The 19,380-nt window shown below is 63.8% G+C and carries 18 protein-coding genes and 1 pseudogene; 8 read left to right on the forward strand and 11 right to left on the reverse strand.

Annotated features, from left to right (window positions below):
- A pseudogene (locus EN749_RS11830) lies at window positions 1-1,161 on the reverse strand (cation:proton antiporter); the annotation flags it as partial.
- Between the two features lie 222 nt (window positions 1,162-1,383).
- Window positions 1,384-1,833 (reverse strand): host attachment family protein, encoded by a 450-nt coding sequence (locus EN749_RS11835; protein WP_127271043.1) that lies wholly within the window; start codon window positions 1,831-1,833, stop codon window positions 1,384-1,386.
- A 420-nt stretch (window positions 1,834-2,253) separates the two neighbouring features.
- Between EN749_RS11835 and cysG the strand changes: the two genes are divergently transcribed.
- The 6 genes from cysG (at window position 2,254) to EN749_RS11865 (ending at window position 8,856) form a co-directional block, all read left to right on the forward strand.
- On the forward strand, window positions 2,254-3,705 hold the full coding sequence (gene cysG / locus EN749_RS11840) for a siroheme synthase CysG (RefSeq protein ID WP_128363200.1): 1,452 nt from the start codon (window positions 2,254-2,256) through the stop codon (window positions 3,703-3,705).
- On the forward strand, window positions 3,702-3,995 hold the full coding sequence (locus tag EN749_RS11845) for a DUF2849 domain-containing protein (RefSeq protein ID WP_127397820.1): 294 nt from the start codon (window positions 3,702-3,704) through the stop codon (window positions 3,993-3,995). Before cysG ends, EN749_RS11845 begins: the two co-directional genes overlap by 4 nt.
- Window positions 3,996-4,038: 43 nt before the next feature.
- Window positions 4,039-5,709 (forward strand): nitrite/sulfite reductase, encoded by a 1,671-nt coding sequence (locus tag EN749_RS11850; RefSeq protein WP_128363201.1) that lies wholly within the window; start codon window positions 4,039-4,041, stop codon window positions 5,707-5,709.
- Window positions 5,684-6,448 carry a phosphoadenylyl-sulfate reductase gene (locus EN749_RS11855; protein WP_127272509.1) on the forward strand — a complete coding sequence of 255 codons (765 nt, stop codon included), beginning with the start codon at window positions 5,684-5,686 and terminating at the stop codon, window positions 6,446-6,448. The genes EN749_RS11850 and EN749_RS11855 overlap by 26 nt, the downstream gene beginning before the upstream one ends.
- 171 nt (window positions 6,449-6,619) lie before the next feature.
- Window positions 6,620-7,153, forward strand: coding sequence for a DUF934 domain-containing protein (locus tag EN749_RS11860; protein ID WP_128363202.1), 534 nt, complete (start codon window positions 6,620-6,622; stop codon window positions 7,151-7,153).
- A gap of 98 nt (window positions 7,154-7,251) precedes the next feature.
- Window positions 7,252-8,856: a GMC family oxidoreductase N-terminal domain-containing protein gene (locus tag EN749_RS11865; protein WP_128363203.1), complete on the forward strand. Its 1,605-nt coding sequence runs from the start codon at window positions 7,252-7,254 to the stop codon at window positions 8,854-8,856.
- Between the two features lie 80 nt (window positions 8,857-8,936).
- On the opposite strand, the gene EN749_RS11870 is transcribed toward EN749_RS11865, so the two are convergent.
- From EN749_RS11870 to EN749_RS11880, 3 genes are all read right to left on the reverse strand, one after another.
- The gene (locus EN749_RS11870) at window positions 8,937-9,959 is read right to left on the reverse strand and encodes a fatty acid desaturase (RefSeq protein ID WP_127273297.1); all 1,023 of its coding nucleotides are present in this window, start codon (window positions 9,957-9,959) and stop codon (window positions 8,937-8,939) included.
- Between the two features lie 195 nt (window positions 9,960-10,154).
- Complete coding sequence (locus EN749_RS11875) at window positions 10,155-10,487, reverse strand: hypothetical protein (RefSeq protein WP_348629348.1); 333 nt, start codon at window positions 10,485-10,487, stop codon at window positions 10,155-10,157.
- 99 nt (window positions 10,488-10,586) lie between these two features.
- A complete protein-coding gene (locus EN749_RS11880) occupies window positions 10,587-10,787 on the reverse strand; it encodes a hypothetical protein (RefSeq protein WP_128363204.1) in 201 nt (66 codons plus the stop codon).
- Window positions 10,788-11,026: 239 nt separating this feature from the next.
- Here EN749_RS11880 and grpE point away from each other — a divergent pair, with 239 nt between their 5' ends.
- Both grpE and EN749_RS11890 read left to right on the forward strand, forming a co-directional pair.
- Entirely contained in the window at window positions 11,027-11,662 is a 636-nt protein-coding gene (grpE, locus tag EN749_RS11885; protein WP_128363205.1) for a nucleotide exchange factor GrpE, read from the forward strand.
- A 103-nt stretch (window positions 11,663-11,765) separates the two neighbouring features.
- Complete coding sequence (locus tag EN749_RS11890) at window positions 11,766-12,398, forward strand: trimeric intracellular cation channel family protein (RefSeq protein WP_127319279.1); 633 nt, start codon at window positions 11,766-11,768, stop codon at window positions 12,396-12,398.
- 70 nt (window positions 12,399-12,468) lie between these two features.
- On the opposite strand, the gene EN749_RS11895 is transcribed toward EN749_RS11890, so the two are convergent.
- The 6 genes from EN749_RS11895 to EN749_RS11920 form a co-directional block, all read right to left on the reverse strand.
- A complete protein-coding gene (locus EN749_RS11895) occupies window positions 12,469-13,344 on the reverse strand; it encodes a GNAT family N-acetyltransferase (protein ID WP_023812526.1) in 876 nt (291 codons plus the stop codon).
- Between the two features lie 181 nt (window positions 13,345-13,525).
- Window positions 13,526-15,814 (reverse strand): PAS domain-containing hybrid sensor histidine kinase/response regulator, encoded by a 2,289-nt coding sequence (locus EN749_RS11900; protein ID WP_128363206.1) that lies wholly within the window; start codon window positions 15,812-15,814, stop codon window positions 13,526-13,528.
- Window positions 15,815-15,955: 141 nt separating this feature from the next.
- Window positions 15,956-16,945 carry an MDR family oxidoreductase gene (locus tag EN749_RS11905; protein WP_128288033.1) on the reverse strand — a complete coding sequence of 330 codons (990 nt, stop codon included), beginning with the start codon at window positions 16,943-16,945 and terminating at the stop codon, window positions 15,956-15,958.
- A 57-nt stretch (window positions 16,946-17,002) separates the two neighbouring features.
- Window positions 17,003-17,491: a signal peptidase II gene (gene lspA, locus EN749_RS11910; protein WP_128363207.1), complete on the reverse strand. Its 489-nt coding sequence runs from the start codon at window positions 17,489-17,491 to the stop codon at window positions 17,003-17,005.
- A 13-nt stretch (window positions 17,492-17,504) separates the two neighbouring features.
- Window positions 17,505-18,362 carry an RNA methyltransferase gene (locus tag EN749_RS11915; RefSeq protein WP_128363208.1) on the reverse strand — a complete coding sequence of 286 codons (858 nt, stop codon included), beginning with the start codon at window positions 18,360-18,362 and terminating at the stop codon, window positions 17,505-17,507.
- On the reverse strand, window positions 18,359-19,380 hold a 1,022-nt coding region (locus EN749_RS11920), incomplete at its 5' end, for a class I SAM-dependent rRNA methyltransferase (RefSeq protein ID WP_145990904.1). The genes EN749_RS11915 and EN749_RS11920, both read right to left, overlap by 4 nt.

The following is a 19,380-nucleotide window of genomic DNA, read 5'->3' on the forward strand; positions in this document are numbered from 1 at the left end:
CGACAGAGGCCACCTGGCCCGGCTCCGTCGCCGGACCAACCGGTTTTGCTTCGACCGGCGGTGCCGTCCTGGCGGCGCGCCGTTCCAGCCACGGCTTCATCCAGTCGATGGCCAGGAACATCAGCGGGTTGAGGACGATCGACAGGATGGCGCCGGCCAGAATGAGGTCGCGACCTTGTTCGGGCAACAGTTTCAGCCCGACGCCGAGCTCGGCCAGGGTGAAGGAGAATTCGCCGATCTGGGCAAGGCTTGCCGAAATCATCAATGCGGTGGCCAGGGGATAGCCGAAGGCAACGACGATGACGAACGCCGCCAGCGATTTGCCGATGACGATGATGGCCAGCGTCGCCAGGATCTGCCAGCCATTGCTGATCAGGCTGAACGGGTCGAACAGCATGCCGACCGAGACGAAGAACAACACGGAAAAGGCATCGCGCAGCGGCAAGGATTCTTCGGCGGCACGGTGACTGAGTTCGGATTCGCTCATGATCATGCCAGCGAAGAATGCGCCCAGCGCCAGTGAGACCCCAAACAGTTTGGCCGCGCCAAAGGCGACGCCGAGCGCTATGGCAAGCACCGCCAGCCGGAAGAGCTCGCGCGAGCCGGTGTGGGCGACATAGTGCAGGATCCAGGGGATGACCCGGCGGCCAGCGCCGGCAGCAGCACCAGCGCCAGCACCATGGCCAGGTCCTCGACGATCAGCCAGCCGACAGCGATGCGGCCGCGCTCGGTCTCAATCATCCGCCGCTCTTGCAGAGCGCGCAGCAGCACGACCGTCGAGGCGACCGATAGTGCCAGGCCGAACACCAGTCCCGCGCCCATCGACCAGCCGAGCATCCACGACAACCCGGCACCGAGTGCGGTGGCAAAGCCGATCTGGACGACGGCGCCCGGCACGGCTATGGCGCGCACCGACAGAAGATCCTTCAACGAGAAGTGCAACCCGACGCCGAACATCAGGAGGATGACCCCGATTTCGGCCAGTTCGTTGGCAAGGCCGGCATCGGCGACGAAGCCAGGCGTGTTCGGCCCGACCAGCACGCCGGCTACGAGATAACCGACCAGCGGCGGGATACGGAATCCGTTGGCGAGAGCCCCGAAGATGAAAGCCAGCCCCAGACCGGCGACGATGGTGGCGATAAGGGGCGTGTCATGCGGCATTGTCTATGGAGCGCCTTTCAAAAACAGCGATGTTGGATGAGCGCCGCCCAAAGCCGCCGCCTGTTTTGCAATATGGTGGATGGTATGTCGGCGATGCAACCCGCGAAGCCGTGAAATCGACGGCGCCGCCGCAAAAATTTGACCGGCAGCTGAGAAGCTGCCGGCCGGATCGGAATTTGTGCGGTGCTATTCGTCTCGATCCGTCAGGGCCGATCGACAATATCAGCCTGCCCGCAGCAGGGCCTCGATTTCCGGTATGGCATGGTTGGTCAATGTCTTGGGAATTTCGGCGGTCACCTTGTCCTCGACCTCCTTGTGCAGCTTTTTGCGCATTGTCCCAAGCACCACTGGCGGTGCGACGAGCACGATCTCGTTGAATTCGCCGTCATGCGCGAGCTTGTAGAGCCGGGCGGCGATTTCATCGGCGAAACGCTCCTTGCCGATGCGGTGCCAGTCCGTATCCTCGACTGCGCTGCGATGGACGGAGGGACCATCATTGTATCGGCCCGGGCTGTCGCTGCCTTGCTCGCGGGTGGGCGGGTTGTCCTGCTGTATTTCCTGCACCACCTCGAGATTCGGATATTTGTTGTCGCCGGCGTTCCTGAGGAAAAGCGCCTTCTCGCCATCGGCCACCATGACCCAGATACCGTGCTTGAGTATGATTGTGTTCATGATGACAGGCTCCTTTTCAGCCGCGTGGTGGCCTTTCGTGGCGTTCCGCAGCCGGGGTTTCGATCCGATATGACAGGCCTTTTGAGAACGCGCCCCGAGCCACTAATGTTCCAGTCGGCCGCCGCGTCGGCGTTGGACATTCTGAATATCCAGAGTTCGCGGCTTTAATCTACTAATTTGGTAGAATTTAGAAAAAACAGTTTTGCGGCTTTTCTCCCCGGGCGCTAAAAGACCCGGAAAACAAGGCCTGCGACAGCAGCTTGAATCCGCTCCATCCGTAAACGAGAAATATTTTTCTCTTGGCCGGGATGCTTTCAGAAAAGCAATTGCATCGCGATAAGGGATGCGCGAGTGCGTTCCTTCTGGTTTCTCGCGCCCGCGCGTAGAACTGCAAGCTCATTCAGGATTCCGCTCGCGTCCATGTCGCACACTGCTCCCAAGCTCAACGCCTTCCCCGTGTTCATGCGGGTCGAGGGCGAAGCCGTGGCCATCGTTGGCGGCGGCGAAGAAGCGCTGGCCAAGGCGCGGCTGATCGGACAGTCGAGCGCGGTCCTGCGGATCATCGCGGAACACGCCGAGCCCGACCTGCTCGCCTTCATCGCCCAGGCCGGCGCGAGCCATTTTGCCGCCGCTTACGACGCATCGCAGCTCGAAGGCGCGATCATGGTGTTTGCCGCCAGCGGCGACGAGGAACTCGACCGTCGGGTGGCTGCGGATGCGCGCCGCCTAGGCATTCCGGTCAATGCCGTCGATCGGCCTGAGCTTTGCGATTTCTTCACCCCGGCGCTGGTGAACCGCGCGCCGGTCGCCATCGCCATCGGCACCGAGGGTGCAGGCCCGGTGCTTGCCCAGATGTTGCGCGGCCGCATCGACCGCATGCTGTCGCCGTCGCTCGGGCCGCTGGCAATTCTTGCGGCGTCGTTTCGCGGGGCTGCCGAGAAGCTGCTGCCGAAAGGCAATGCCCGCCGCCGCTTCTGGAATAATTTCTTCTCTGGCGCTCCTGCGCGCGCGGCCGAAGCCGGCCAGCTTTCGCAGGCGCATGACGCTGCCGTCGATCTTCTGCTGTCGGACACGCCCGCTTGCGGTCACATCGCGCTGGTTGGCGCCGGTCCGGGCGCCGAGGATCTTTTGACCCTGCGGGCCCATCGTCTGCTGATGGAAGCCGATGTCATCGTCCATGACGCGCTGGTGCCCGAGGCGGTCGTTGCCATGGGTCGCCGCGATGCCGAGCGCCTGCCGGTCGGAAAGCGTAAGGGCTGCCACACCAAGAGCCAGGCTGAGATCAATGCGCTGCTGGTCGAGCTTGGCCGTGAAGGCAAGCGTGTCGTGCGGCTGAAGTCAGGCGATCCGCTGGTGTTCGGCCGGGCCGGCGAAGAGATGGCGGCACTTCGTGATGCCGGCATCGCCTATGAGGTGGTTCCGGGTGTCACCGCGGCCTTTGCTGCCGCCGCCGATTTCGAACTGCCGCTGACCTTGCGCGGTGTCTCCTCGTCGATGGTGTTCACCACCGGCCACGACCTCAAGGGCAATTCGCTGCCCGACTGGGCCAAGCTCGCCATTTCCGGCGCCACCGTCGCCGTTTATATGGGCCGCTCGGTGGCCGCCGAGGTTGCCGGACGGCTGATCGAGGCCGGTCTGTCGCCGGACACTGCGGTGGCCGTGGTCGAGAATGCCAGCCTCGCCAACCGGCGTCGCTTCCACGGCACGCTTGCCGACCTGCCGTCGCTGGAAGCGCGCGCCGATCTTTCCGGCCCGGTCATGACCATCATCGGCGATGCGGTCGCCGGCGCCAACTTTGAGCGATCCGAGCCGCTGGCGGCACGCAGGCATGAAGGTGCTTCCAGTTCGGTCGCCGAAGGAGTTCAGCCATGAAGATACTGACCGCCAACCGCCTCACCGACGGCATTGCCGTCTGGTACGCCGATGGCGGCTGGGCCGAGACGGTGGACCATGCCGACCTCGCCCATGACAAGGCAGCCGAGGACAGGCTCGAGGCGATCGGCGCCAAGGCCTATGCCGCCAACGAAGTGGTCGACGTCAATTTGATCGACGCTGAGGTCGTCGACGGCGTCGTCCAACCGGTGCGGCTGCGCGAGAAGATCCGCGCCGCCGGCCCGACCATCCGCAACGATCTCGGCAAGCAGGCTGCGCGGGCAGCATAACCAAGACACCAGGCATGGGCGGACGCGCCCTGAAAGACCAAGCATGTACCGTTACGATGAGTTCGACCACGATTTTGTCCAGGCCCGCGTCGCCGAGTTCAGCGACCAGGTGCAGCGTCGTCTTGCCGGCGAGATCACCGAGGACCAGTTCCGGCCATTGAGGCTGATGAACGGCGTCTATCTTCAACTGCATGCCTACATGCTGCGCATCGCGGTGCCTTACGGCACGCTGAACGGCAAGCAGTTGCGCATGCTTGGTCACATCGCCCGCAAATACGACAAGGGCTATGGCCATTTTACCACCCGCCAGAACATCCAGTTCAACTGGCCGGCGCTGTCGGACATTCCGGCGATCCTGGCGGATCTCGCGAGCGTTGAGATGCATGCCATCCAGACCAGCGGCAATTGCATCCGCAACGTCACCGCAGACCACTTCGCCGGCGCTGCCGCCGACGAAGTCGCCGATCCGCGTCCCTACGCGGAAATCCTGCGCCAGTGGTCGTCGGTGCATCCGGAATTCTCGTTCCTGCCGCGCAAGTTCAAGATCGCGGTGACGGGTGCCGAGCGCGACCGCGCCGCCATTCAGACCCACGACATCGGCCTGCACCTGAAGAAGAACGCCGCCGGCGAACTCGGTTTCGCCGTCTATATCGGCGGCGGCCAGGGCCGCACGCCGATGGTTGCCCGCAAGATCCGCGACTTCCTGCCGGAAGCCGACCTTCTGTCCTACTGCACGGCGATCCTGCGCGTTTACAACCTCTATGGCCGCCGCGACAACAAGTACAAGGCGCGCATCAAGATCCTCGTCCATGAGACCGGCGTCGAGGAGATCACCCGCCAGGTCGAGGCCGAGTGGCAGGAGTTGAAGGACGCCGAGCTGAAGCTGCCGGAAGCCGACATCCGCGCCATTGAGGCCTATTTCGCGCCACCGGTGCTCGCTGGGCGGCCGGAAGGCGACCAGGTGGTCAAGCTGGCGCGGCTCGATTCCAGGGGGTTCTCGGAGTGGCTCGACCAGAATGTCGTGACGCACCGCCATCCCGACTATGCGGCGGTGACGATCTCGCTGAAGGGCATCGGCGAGGTGCCCGGCGACGCCTCGGACAGCCAGATGGAAGCAATCGCCGACATCGCCGAGAAATATGGCTTTGACGAACTGCGCGTCAGCCATGAGCAGAACCTGATCCTGCCGCATGTGGCCCGCGCCGACCTCAAGGCGGTCTATGATGCGCTGGTCGGCATCGGCCTGGCGACGGCCAATTCCAATTTGATATCGGACATCATCGCTTGCCCGGGCCTCGACTACTGTGCGCTGGCCACGGCGCGCTCGATCCCGATCGCGCAGGAAATCTCGCGCCGCTTCGCCTCGCTTGAGCGGCAGCGCGAGATCGGCGAACTGAAGCTGAAGATCTCCGGCTGCATCAACGCCTGCGGTCATCACCATGTCGGCCATATCGGCATCCTCGGGGTCGAGAAGAAGGGCTCTGAGCTCTATCAGGTGACGCTGGGCGGCTCGGCCGACGAAAACACCTCGGTCGGCGAGATCATCGGCCGCGGCTTCTCGTCGGAAGAGATCACCGACGCCATCGAGCAGATCGTCGAGACCTATCTCGGCCTCCGGCTCGACCCACAAGAGAAATTCATCGACGCCTACCGCCGAGTCGGTCCCGCGCCGTTCAAGGAGGCGCTCTATGCTGGCGAAGCCAAGGCCGCTTGACCGTATTGGAGACGTCGATGACGGTATCGCCGCCAAAGCGGCGGGGCTCGATGCGCTCTATGGTCATCTGAAGCCGATCGAGATCATCGAACGCTCGGCCCGGGAACTGTTCCTCGACGAGATCGCGGCGGTGTCGTCGTTCGGCGCGGATTCGGCTGTGCTGCTGCACATGATCGCCAAGATCGACCGGACGCTGCCGGTCATTTTCCTCGACACCGGCAAGCATTTCGAGGAGACGCTCGGCTATCGCGACGCGCTCGCCGCCGATTTCGGGCTGACCAACATAAGGGTGATCAAACCCGAGGAAGCAGCACTCGAACGGATCGATCCGACGGGCAATCTGCATCAGAGCAACACCGACGCCTGCTGCGACGTGCGCAAGGTGGAGCCGCTGGCGCGCGGTGTCGCGCCATTTCGTGCCTGGCTCACCGGCCGCAAGCGTTTCCAGGCCGCGACGCGGGCGGCGCTGCCGGTGTTCGAGGCGGTCGGTCCGCGCATCCGCATCAATCCGCTGGCGCATTGGACGACATCGGACCAGGCGGACTACATGCGCGCGCATGCGCTGCGCGAAAATCCGCTGGTCGCCTATGGCTATCTGTCGATCGGCTGCTTCCCGTGCACGCAGCCGGTGCAGCCGGGCGAGGACGCGCGCAGCGGCCGCTGGGCCGGTCATGCCAAGACCGAGTGCGGCATTCACCTGTCGGGGCTGGAGAAGTCGCTGACCGACGCATCCCTTTAGGATATGCTGATATTCAGGTGAGGCTGGCCTGCAACGGCAGCTTCCTGCGCTTTCGGTGCTCACGTACTTCAAGTACGCTCCGCTCCGGTTCTCGGAAGCTGCCATTTTCGACTCAGCCTGACCTGAATCTCAACACATCCTTGGTTCGTTTGACTATTTAGGAACTTTTTGATGACTGAACCGACGACACCGGAGACCCGACTCTGGACCCCTGCGGGTTTTCACGACGATGAGTGGACGCATGCCGAAAGCGCCGATGCGCTGTCCGGCAACGGCCGCTTCATCCTGCCGTTGCAAGTCTTCCTCGATCTGGATCCGGAGGTGCGCCGCTCGGCCAAGGAACGGCTCGGCGTCCTGCTGCAGCCTGGTGATCAGCTCGAGAAGATTGCCGACCTGCTCGACCAGCTGTCGCTGGTGGCATTGGCCTTCCCGGCCTTCAGCGACGGCCGCTCCTTCTCCAAGGGAGAACTGCTGCGCGGCCGCTACCATTTCGAAGGTGCCGTTCGCGCCACGGGCCAGGTGCTGGTGGACCAACTGCCGCATATGCTGCGGCTGGGCTTCGACGAGTTCGAGATTTCCAATGCGGTGCTGTTGAAGCGCCTGGAGGAGGGCCGCACCGGCGGATTGGGGCTCTACTACCAGCCAGCCGCCGTGCTGGAACCAAAAGGCCCGAAATACTCCTGGCGGCGCGTTCGCAGCAGCTGACGTTGCGGTAATTCCGCGCGTCTTTACATCAGTCGTGTTCAGGCCTTCTCTTGATCATCCGGATGGAAAATCCGTGGAACGATCGGGGAGGGGTCTTCATGCGTTGCGACTATGTCATAGCCGGCGGTGGGTCCGCCGGCTGTGCGCTTGCCGCGCGGCTTTCGGAAGATCCATCGAAAACGGTCTGCCTGATCGAAGCTGGCGGCGAGGGCAGGGATATGCTGATCCGCGCTCCGGCTGGCATTATCGGCATGCTTTCCGGCCGGCCCAGGATCAACAACTGGGCCTTCGAGACCGTGCCGCAGCAAGGTCTTGGCGGCCGCAAGGGCTACCAGCCGCGCGGCAAGGCGCTGGGCGGCTCCAGCGCCATCAATGCAATGCTCTATGTCAGGGGCCATCACAGCGACTATGACGAATGGGCAAATCTGGGCTGCGAGGGCTGGTCGTGGGATGAGGTTCTGCCCTATTTCCGGCGCGCCGAGGGCAATGAGCGCGGCACTGATGCCTTGCATGGCGGGGACGGCCCGCTGAAAGTGTCGAACCAGCGCTCGCCGAGGCCGATCGCCAAGGCCTTCATAGAGGCTTGTGCCGAAAACCAGATTCGCGCCTCGGACGATTTCAACGGACCGGAACAAGAGGGCGCCGGCTATTTCCAAGTGACCCAGTTTGCCGGTGGCGCCCGTAATGGCGAGCGCTGTTCGACTGCCGCCGCCTATCTCCATCCGGTGATGCAGCGGACCAATCTGACCGTGATCACGCGGGCGCACGCCACAGGCATCGTCCTTGACGGCAAGCGCGCCACCGGCATCCGCTACCGGACACGCAAAGGCGAGGCCGTGGCACAGGCGTCGCGCGAGGTGATCCTCTGCGGTGGTGCCTTCGGTTCGCCGCAGCTTCTGTTGCTGTCGGGTATCGGCCCGGCGGCCGAACTTTCCGTGCATGGCGTTCCCGTCGTCCACGAATTGCCGGGCGTCGGCAAGAACCTGCAGGACCACCTCGATTTCATCGTCGGCTGGAGATCGAAGGACACCGATATGCTCGGCATGAGCCCGCGCGGCGCGTGGGGTTTCCTCAGGCACATCGCGCAGTGGCGGCGGGATGGAACCGGGCTGATCGCCTCGCCGTCGGCCGAGAGCGGCGCTTTCGTCAAATCCGACCCGGCGCTTGAGCGCCCTGACCTGCAGCTGCAATTCGTCATCGGCTTGGTCGAAAACCATGCGCGCACGCTGCACTACGGCTTCGGCTTTTCCTGTCATGTCTGCATATTGCGGCCGCACTCGCGTGGCGAGGTTGGGCTGGCCAGCGCCGATCCACTTGCCGCGCCACGCATCGATCCGCGCTTTCTCGGCGACCAGCGCGATGCGGAACTGCTGCTGAAAGGCGTGAGGATCACCCGGCAGGTGCTGGCTTCGCCGGCGCTGACGCGCTACCGGCACAAGGAAATGCACATCGCCGGCGAGCCGAGCGATGCCGATCTGATGACCCATATCCGTACCCGCGCCGACACGGTCTATCACCCGGTCGGCTCCTGTCGGATGGGGGTCGACGAGATGGCGGTGGTCGATCCGCAACTCAAGGTGCGCGGGCTTGAAGCCTTGCGTGTCGTGGACGCCTCGGTGATGCCGACACTGATTGGTGGCAACACCAATGCCCCAACCATCATGATCGCCGAAAAGGCCGCCGACATGATCAGGGCTGCCTGATCGGAGCTCCAGGCCGCGGCGCCCAGGGAAAACGTTACGCGCTTGCCCTGGAAAACCGTTCACACTTCTCCTGGAATTGCTTAAGCCGCCGCCCGTGCCTCGCGGAACGACACCAGCTTGCGGCGGTTTTCGTCCCACAATGCCAGTTTGACGCAGCGCAGGCTTTCGAGCAGCGTAACCCGGCCTATGTCGCGCAACTCGGGATAATCCCGCAGCACTTCCTGCAACCGGTAGCACGGCACCTTGGCCGAGAGGTGATGGACGTGATGGACACCGATGTTGCCGGTGAGCCAGTTCAGCACCGGCGGAAGGTCGTAATACGACGATCCGTGCAAGGCGGCGTGCTGGAATTCCCAGTCGGCATCCTTCGCCCATTCTGTTTCCTCGAACTGGTGCTGGACGTAGAACAGCCAGATGCCGGCCGAACCGGCGAGGATGACGATCGGCAGGTGAACCACCAGGAAAGCGCCCGGGCCGACGAACCAGATAAGGACGGCTGCTGCGACCGCGATGCCAAGGTTGGTGGTCATCGACGACACCCAAGGGGTCAGGCCGCCGCGCATCATGCCGACGGGTAGCCTCTGCTCGAAGATGAAAAGCCAGATAGGACCGAGCCCGAACATTACCAGCGGATGACGATAGAGACGATAGGCGAGGCGGCCCCGCCACGACATCTGCCGGTATTCTGCAACCGTCAGCGTCCGGATGTCGCCCATGCCGCGTTCGTCAAGATTGCCGGCGCTGGCGTGGTGCGTCGCGTGGGCGCGCCGCCAGCAATCGTAGGGCGTCAGCGTCAGGATGCCGAGCGCGCGGCCAATCCAGTCGTCCGCGTAACGATTGGCGAAGAAGGAGCCGTGGCCGCAATCGTGCTGGATCATGAAGATGCGCACCAGAAACCCGGCCGCGGGGAGGATGAGGACCAGTCCCCACCAATGGCCATAGGCATAGGCCGCCGAAGACAGCCCCCAGAGTATGGCGAATGGAATGAGGGTGATGGCGAGCTCGACGGCGCTGCGTCGCCTGTCAGGCTTCTTGTAGCGGGCGAGAATCTTCAACCAGGCGCGCTTGCTGTTGGCGACCGCCTCAGGGGAAATCATGTTCATCAGGAAGCATAGGCGGGGTGCCTCACCGCCGCAAGGCAACATCACGCAAAATTACTGTGCGTAATTGTCGCGTGGCTTAGCGATCGAGCCTGCCAACCCGCCAAATCGACCTGCTGATGGCTCTGAGCGTCCGTTTTCCGCTGGTCGATCGCTATTCGCGATCGAGGATAGGGCAGCCGCGCTCGGTGCCAAAAGTCACGCGCACGCGGTCGCCGCCTGTCTGCCGCGGACCGTGATCTCCCAGCGGCCGACGGACTCTATCCTTGCGCGGCGGATGCCCATTCGGTCTGCCTTGTCGAGAGCCCGGTCTTCCGTGCAGCCTCGTTGACGGCGGTCGCGCCGATCGTCGCGACGGGGGCCTTCGCAATCGTCGTAGGCGGGGTCGCAATCTTCCATGAGCTTCAGTCGCGGGCCATGTTTGCCCAATTGCAGCTGCAGATTGTCTGCTTGTGCCGGAAAGGCCGCCAAGGTGATGGCGCCGAGGCCGACAAACGCTATCAGCGATGAGGTGATTGAAACCTTGCGCATTTACGTCCTCCATTGAACCACAACACATCTATCCTTAGATGGTTCGGCTTTCCCCGGCTATTGCCGATAGGAGGTTTGCTGCCAAGATCGATTGCTGCGTTACGGCCGGCGCCAGCCGATGTCACCGCGCTCCGCCCCATCGAGGCGGTCGAGCAGTTCTCTGAACCGATCGGGAATGTCGGCCTCGGTGCGGAAGGCCGGCAAGGTGCGCAGAAAGCGGGTCACCGCCTCGGCGCCGAACTGGCGCCTGATCTCGATGGCCAGCCCGTCTGCCTTTTCGCCCATGTTGCGGGTCATCATCTCAAAATCCTGTGTCGGCTTCGAAACTCCTGCAGCAAGAGAATGGTTCCCCCATCATGCCTGTATGGCAAGCAAAGCCAGCGGTTAAGGTAAAATTTGAATTAAAGTCGAAATGTCTTGCCTGTCATTGCCCGGCCTTGGCCGGCGGCTTCCATAGTCGCTTACCCCTTGATTTTTGGCCGCCAAACATCGATATCGGGCACAAAATCCACATCATTCGAGATTGACGGGAAACGGCGATGAGCGACCAGGCAAAAGACGAACGCGCGCCCGATGAAGTCGAGGCGACCGAGCCCGCAGCCGAGCGCACGGAAGGCAGCACCGACGGCGACTATGAAGCCCTTGTGCGGCTGCTGAAGGAAAATGAAGAGTTGAAGGACCGCGCGCTGCGCGTGGCGGCCGATATGGAAAACCTGCGTCGCCGCACGGCGCGCGATGTGCACGATGCGCGCACCTACGCGGTGGCGAATTTCGCCCGCGACATGTTGTCGGTGTCGGACAATCTGCGCCGCGCGCTGGATGCGATTCCCGCCGAGGCCAAGGCATCGGGTGACGCCGGCTTCAAGGCGCTGATCGAAGGCGTCGACCTCACCGAGCGCGCCATGCTGTCGGCGCTGGAACGGCATGGGGTCAAGAAGCTCGCGCCGGAAGGCGAGAAGTTCGATCCCAATTTCCACCAGGCGATGTTCGAAGTGCCAAATCCGGATGTCCCGGCCAACACCGTGGTCCAGGTCGTGCAGCCGGGGTATTCGATCGGCGACCGCGTGCTGCGCCCGGCCATGGTCGGCGTCGCCAAGGGTGGTCCGAAGTTCGCCGCCGCTGAAGCACCGGTTGAGCCGGGGCCGGTGAACGAGCAGGCTGAGAAGGATGCGTAGTTAGGGCAGTAAGGGAGTAAGGGAGTAAGGAAGCGTACCAACGGTGCGGCTTTGTGATAAACATACTCTCCTATTCTCCTCTTCCCTTACTCCCCTGGTCTGCATGAATGCCATCGCGCTTCTCGACTATGCCGGTGTCGCCGTCTTCGCGGCGACCGGGGCGCTGGCGGCTTCGCGTAAGCAACTCGACATCATCGGCTTCCTGTTCCTGGCCAGCGTCACCGGGATAGGCGGTGGCACGCTTCGCGACGTTATCCTCAACCTGCCGGTTTTCTGGGTCGCCAACTCCGGCTATGTGCTGGTCTGCGCCGCGGTTGCGGTGCTGGTCTTCTTCAGCGCGCATCGTGTCGAATCGCGCTGGAAGTGGCTGCTCTGGCTCGACGCCATCGGGCTCGCCGCCTTTTCGGTGATGGGCGCGGCCAAGGGGCTTGCGATTACCGGCTCGCCGGTCGTGTCCGTCATCACCGGCGTGCTCACCGCCACTTTCGGCGGCATTTTGCGCGATCTCCTGGCCGGCGAGCCATCGGTGCTGCTCAGGCCCGAAATCTACGTCACGGCGGCCCTTGCAGGTGCCGGCCTCTACACGCTTGGCGATCTTGCCGGACTGCCGCCGCTCGCCTCGAACCTCGCCGGCTTTGCGGCGGCGTTCCTCGTGCGCGGTGGTGCGCTCAAATTCGGCTGGTCGTTTCCGTCCTACAAGAGCCGACCCGGCAGGCGGCCGGAGGATATTTTGTGAAAGGAAGCGAATAGCGAATAGAGAGTAGCGAATAGGGGTTGAGCGAGATAGCTCCCGCTATTCGCCAGCGTCACGCAGCGAAGCGCTGGGCTTCGCCGCCATAATAGTTGACGTAGCGTGCGCCGATCTCCTTGACCGGCATCACGACGAACACATCGACCGTCGAGAATTCGCGATCGATGACGCAACCATCGCCGATGCGGGCACCGACGCGCAGATAGCCCTTGACCAAAGGCGGCATCGCGGCGATCGCCGCCTTGGCATTGACGGCCTCGATCGGCATCAGATCCATCGAGCAATAGCGCCCGGACACCGCGCGCACGTCCCAGGCCGAATTCGTCCGGCAGTGGTGGGCGAGGTAGGTGAGCGCCTCGGCATGCGCCGCCGGCACGGTGCCGTGAAAGGACGCGCAACCGGTCATCACACCGATTTCGTAATGGTTGATGTAGGCCCAGATGCCTTGCCACAGCGCCTCGATGGTGCGCTTCGAGCGGTATTCCGGCAAAACACAGGAGCGGCCGAGTTCAAGGAAACGCTGGCCGGGGTGGCGGGCGATGAGCTTGGTCAGCTCGAATTCACCTTCGGAATAGAAGCCACCGGCCGTGGCCGCGATTTCTTGCCGCAGCAGCCGATATGTGCCGACGATGCGGCGATGTTCGGGACCGGAAAGCGTGGTGTCCAAAACCAGCAGATGGTCGCAGAGCGGATCGAACCGATCGGCGTCCCGGCGGTCATGGGCCTGGAACAGGTCCTTCCTGGCGCCAAGTTCGTCGTAGAACACCCGGTAGCGCACTTCCTGCGCGGCCGCGATCTCGGCCTCGTTGCGAGCGAGCCGCACTTCAAGATTGCCTATACGGCCCAGCGCCGCGCCCTTTATGACGGAATCGACGTTACGTCCGGCAAGCAAGGCGCTGCTGGCGTTCGGCCGAGTGTCACATTCCGGCATAACTGTATGCACGAGTGATTCTCCTTCGAGCCATCCCTCTTGGCACGGGGATACGGTGTAGGTGCAACAGGATTGTGACAGTACCGTGATACGACGTCATGGGCAATACTTCGTCGGCTGGCGAATACGATCAACCGGCTACGTTTAAGTGATCGCCCGTGCGGAATGGGCGGTGGAAAGCTCAGGCCGCGACGACCTGCCCCTCGACGGCATTGACCAGCGCTTCGGGGTCGAGCGGCTTGGTGACAAAGCCGCTGGCGCCATGGGCCAACACCGCATGGCGGGTCTTTTCCTGGCTGTCGGCCGACAGCACCATGATCGGCACGGGCCGCACGGCACTTTCTTCCTCATGGCGGCGGATGGCGGCAATCGCGTCCAGCCCGTCCATGACCGGCATGTGCAGATCCATCAAGACCACGTCGAAGCGGTCCTTGTGCGCGGCGCCGGTTACAGCCTCGACGGCGGCCTTGCCGTTGCCGACCACCTTGACGCGATGCCCGGCCTTTAGCAGCGTCGCGCGAGCCAGCATGGCGTTGATGTCATTGTCCTCGGCGATCAGCACCGACAGGCCGCGCTGGCGGTTGCCGACGGCCCGCAGCGACGGTGCGCCGCGCTTTTCCGGCGGCGGGCCGAGGCTCGGAGCATGGCTGCTCAACAGAACACGCAGAAGTGTTCCGCCACGCACCGGCCTGGCCAGGAAGGTTGCGTAGCCGCTGGCACGGAACTCGCCAAGCATGCCGCGATCGGTCGGCGCGATCAGCGTGATCGCCTCACAGTCCGAGAAACCGCTCTGCCGCAGGCGCTTGAGCAGCCTTCCGTCGCCTTCTTCCATCGCTGCATCGACCAGGATCGCATCGCAGCCGGCGGCGAAAGGCGCGGCCTGTGCGGCAGTGGTGGCGATGTCGACCGCGCCGCCATTGGCGCGGATGGTGCGGGCGATGGCGTCGGCCTCGACGGCGTTCTTCGACAGGATCACCGCGCGTCTGCCCGAGAGAGCATTCTGGTGACCCTGCGGCGCTTCGGTGGCCGCTGTCGCAGGGATTTCGAAGACGAATTCGGATCCTTGGCCGAGCCGGCTGGATACCGAGATCGTGCCGCCCATGGCGGCCACCAGGCGTCTGGAGATGGCAAGGCCGAGGCCGGCCCCGCCATGGGTGCGTGTCGACGTGCCGTCGGCCTGCTCGAACTCCTCGAAAATGCGCTCCAGGTCGGCATCACGCAGGCCCGGACCGGTATCGGCGATGGTGAAGCATATGCGGTCGCTGGTTTCGGTGCGTGCGCGTGCTATGCTCACCAGCACGCCGCCGCTGTCGGTGAACTTGATGGCGTTGCCGATGAGGTTGAGAAGCACCTGCCTGACCTTGCCCGGATCGGCGGTGATCAATTGCGGTACGTCGGGTTCGACATGGCAACCCAGCCCGATATCCTTGGCGAAGGCGCGCGCTGCCAGCAATTCGATGATGTTGTCGGCGATCTCGCGCACCGACATCGGCTGCGGCTCGGGGTCGAAGCGCCCGGCTTCGATCTTGGAATAGTCGAGAAGATCCTCGATCAGGGCAAGCAATGCGCTGGCCGAGGTCGAGACGGCGCCTACATAGGTCTGCTGCTCCGGCGACAGGCTGGTGTCGGCGAGCAACCTGGCCATGCCCATGATGCCGTTCATCGGGGTGCGGATTTCATGGCTGACGGTGGCGAGGAAGCGCGATTTGGCCTGGCTGGCATATTCGGCCCGTTCGCGTGCGGTGATCAGCGAGGATTCAGCGCGTTTGCGGGCGGTGATGTCGCGGGCGATGGCGCGGTGCGAAACCGCGCCGCTATCCTTGTCGCGCACCGACAGTTCGATCCACGAGAACCAGCGCTGCCCGCTCGGCGTGCTGACAGAGACATCGGTGGAACTCAGGCACTCATGGTCGGAAAAGGCGGCATCGGGAACCATGCCGACCTCGATGCCCAGTTCCGCCAGGGTCTTGCCGGCGAGGTCGCGCTGGTCGATCTCGACGAGATCGGCGAAGACCTTGTTGGCATAGACGATGTAGCCGTCGCGGTCGCGATGGATGACGAGATCGCCAAGCGCGTCGATCAGGCCGCGAAAGCGCTCGTCGCTCTCCTGCATCTCCCACATGCGGTCGGCCAGCGTCTCGATCTCGGCGCGGCTGCGGGCAGTGGTTTCGTCAAGAAGGGCGGAGGTGCGATGTTCGCTCCGCCTGGCGCGCAAATGCAGGGCAAGGCCGGCAAGGCCGGTTGCCAGCAATGCGACGCTGATGAAGATCGGTGCCCCGGTCAGATGCGCCAGCCCGGCTACCAACACGATGGCGACAAATGTCAGAAAGGGCAGGCTTTCGCGCCTGGAGAATTCCGGCTCGGGCACCAGCGGCGGCGCGGCGACGAAGCGCCGCGTCGACGCCGGCGGGAGCACCGCATCGACGTCGTCGCCAGTGTCCGCCTGTTGGCTGCCGGATTCCGCGATCATGCGAAATCCTTGCCAGACAGAGATTATGGAAAATTGCGGCGGATCGTTCGAATTTTAGCGGATGAGCGATTTTTGCCGAAGCGCGTCGGGTTTGCCGCCATATCTGGCGATTTTATCCGCCCTTCCGGCAGTTGGGCGGAGTCACATATCCACGACGACGCGGCCGCGGATCTTGCCGTCGACGATGTCGCGCGCGGCATCGACGATGCCGTCGAATCCGATGGTGCTGGACAGGCTGGTGAGCTTCCGCAGATCGAGGTCGGTGCCGATGCGGCGCCATGCCTCGAGGCGGACTGCTTTCGGCGCCATCACTGAATCGATGCCGAGCAATGAGACGCCGCGCAGGATGAAGGGCGCGACGCTGGTCGGCAGGTCCATGCCGCCGGCCAGGCCGCAGGCGGCGACCGCACCGCCATAGGAGGTCATCGACAGCACATTGGCCAGCGTGTGGCTACCGACTGCGTCGATGCCGCCGGCCCAGCGCTCCTTGGCCAGCGGCTTGGCCGGCTGGGCAAGCTCGTCGCGCGATATCACTTCGGCGGCGCCAAGGTCGATCAGGAAGGGGCTTTCGGCATTGCGGCCGGTGGAAGCAATGACATGGTAGCCGAGGCTGGACAGGATCGAGACCGCTACCGAGCCGACGCCGCCGGCCGCCCCCGTCACCACCACCGGGCCGCGATCGGGCAGGATGCCGTGCCGTTCCAGGGCCATGACGCAGAGCATGGCGGTGTAGCCTGCGGTGCCGACGGCCATCGCGTCATGCGGGCTGATGCCTTGCGGCAGCGGCACCAGCCAGTCGCCCTTGACGCGGGCACGGCCTGCATAGGCGCCGAAATGGGTTTCGCCGACGCCCCAGCCGTTCAGAATGACCTTGTCTCCGGTGCGCCAGTCGGGATGCGAGGACGAGACGACGGTGCCGGCGAAATCGATGCCCGGCACCAGCGGCCAGTGGCGGATCACCGGCGCCTTGCCCGTGATCGCCAGGCCATCCTTGTAGTTCACCGTCGTTGCCTCGATCGCGACGGTGACATCGCCTTCCATCAGGTCGGCCTCGGTGAGATCGGTTACGTTGACCGACTGCTTTTTCTCGGCGTCACGCGAAACGAGGATGGCTTTGAAGGTTTCGGACATGTCTTTCTCCGAGATCTTGTTTGGCGACATGAACTGTGCGGCGATGGCCGCACGGGGTCAATCCTTGGAAGGCCTGGCTTTGGGTTCGCGTCCCCAGCCGAACAGCTCGTCGAAGACGACCAGTGCCGCGCCCACCGAAATGAAGGCGTCGGCAAGGTTGAAGACGGCGAAGGACCACACCGGCGTGTGGAACAGGATGTAGTCGATGACGTGGCCGTAGACGGCGCGGTCGATCAGATTGCCCAGAGCGCCACCGACGATCAGCGCAAAGCCGGTGCGGGCAAGGATCTGGGACGGCGCGATCCGCGTCGCCAGAAACAGCACGAAGGCAACGACGACAAGCGAGATGACGATCAACCCGGTGTCGCCGAAGGACGAGAACATCGAGAAGGCGATGCCGGTGTTGTAGGTGCGGAACAGCGCCAGGAAGGGCAGCAGATCAACCTTCTCCTGAAAAGGCAGATCGGCCTCGACCAGTGGATAAAATACCTGGTCGAGCGCGATGGCCGCGACGACGAGCAGTGCGTAGGGAGACCATGATCTCACGGGCGGGCAACCTTCATTGCTGGTCCAGGATTGGCTCGAGCTTGAGCGCGCCGCGCCGGATCTCGAACAGCATGATGCCGGTGGCAACGGCCAGATTGAGCGAATCGGCACGACCGGCTTGCGGAATCCTGAGCAGCCTGTCGCAGCTCGCAGCCAGGCTTTCGGGCAGTCCCTGCTGCTCGTTGCCCATCATCAGCAGCACGGGCCCGCGTGAAAAATCGACCGAGCGGTAGTCGACGGCGCCTTTCAGGTGGGTGCCGGCGACGAGCCCTGAGAAGCCGCCTCGCCAGGCAAGGAAAGCCTCGGTTGTCGCCTTGGCCACCGGCACGGCAAAGATCGAACCCATGGTGGCGCGCACCGTTTCCACGGAGAACGGATCAGTGGTATCGCCGACCAGGATGACGCCTTTGGCGCCGACTGCATCGACGGTGCGGATGACGGTGCCGAGATTGCCGGGATCGCGTACCCGGTCGAGAGCCACCCAGACGTCGCCATCGTCGGCGCGCACATCCTTCAAGGCGAGGAATTTTTGCGAAAAGACGCCCACCACCATTTGCGGATTGTCGCGACGGGTGATGGCCACCAGCACCTTTTCCGACACTTCGAGCACCATGCCGCCGGCGGCAACCGTGCGTGCGGCCACCTTCTCCACCGCCGCGTTGCCGCGCCCGGCCTTGGCGAAAACCAATGTCCTGATCTGCCAGCCGAGATCGAGCGCATCGATAACCAGCTTCAACCCTTCGGCCATGAAGGCGTTCTGCTGGTCGCGGAATTTCTTCTGAGCGAGCGCCTTGATGTCCTTGACCAGCGGATTGGCGAGGCTGGTGACCTCCTTCACCTGGCCAGGTGCGCCTGCATGCCGCTCGTTCATTCAGCCACCCAGCGCGAAAACAATGAGGTCGAGAGCGCCCGGCCGGCGGACTTTTCACGGATGATCAACTCACCCGATTCAATCTTGCCGCCCATGCCGGCAAACGTATCGCGCATCAAGGCGTGGATGGCGAAGAAGGAGGCGCGGATCGAATAGGCGGTCAGCACCACGGCAAGCGGCTTCGGCGTCAGGATCGCCCGGCAGAGATCGGTCAAATCGGGCAGGTCCTCGAACAATTGCCAGACCTCGCCCTTGGGGCCACGGCCATAGGCCGGCGGGTCGAACAGGATGATGTCGTAGCGGCTGCCGCGGCGCTCCTCGCGCTCGGCGAATTTGACCGCGTCGTCGACGATCCAGCGGATCGGCTTGCTGCCGAGGCCGGCCATCTCCTGGTTTTCACGGGCCCAGCCGATCGCTTTCTTCGAGGCATCGACATGGGTGACCTCGGCGCCGGCGCGAGCCGCCACCAATGAGGCGAGACCGGTATAGCCGAACAGGTTCAGCACCTTGACCGGCCGCTTCGCCGCCGCGATCAGCCCGGCCATGTGATCCCAATGGGAGGCCTGCTCGGGAAAGACGCCGACATGACGAAACGAGGTGAAACGGCCGAGATAGTCGATGCCGTCATGCTTCATCGGCCAGGTCTCGCCGAGCGGCAGCTTGGGGAAACGCCAGCGGCCGATGCCCTCCTCGTCGGTGTCGCCGGTGAAGACGGCGTCGGCACGCTCCCATTCCTTTGCCGGCAAGGCCTTTTGCCAGATCGCCTGGCCCTCGGGCCGCACGATACGGTAGGGGCCATATTGTTCGAGCTTTTGGCCGGTGCCGCTGTCGAGCAGCGCATAATCGGCATTGGGCGCCACTTCCAGGATCACGGGAAGATGTTCGGCGGGCAGAGCGCCTTCGCGGCGGGCCAGGATGCGCGGCGCCGAGTTCGGTTCGGAACGACTTTCCGTCTTCGCCTCATGGCGCTCGCGCGGTGGCGCTTCCGGTCTGGCGGGAGCGCCACCGCGCGAGCGCC

The organism is Mesorhizobium sp. M7A.F.Ca.ET.027.02.1.1 (genome assembly GCF_004022985.1).
GTDB lineage: Bacteria > Pseudomonadota > Alphaproteobacteria > Rhizobiales > Rhizobiaceae > Mesorhizobium.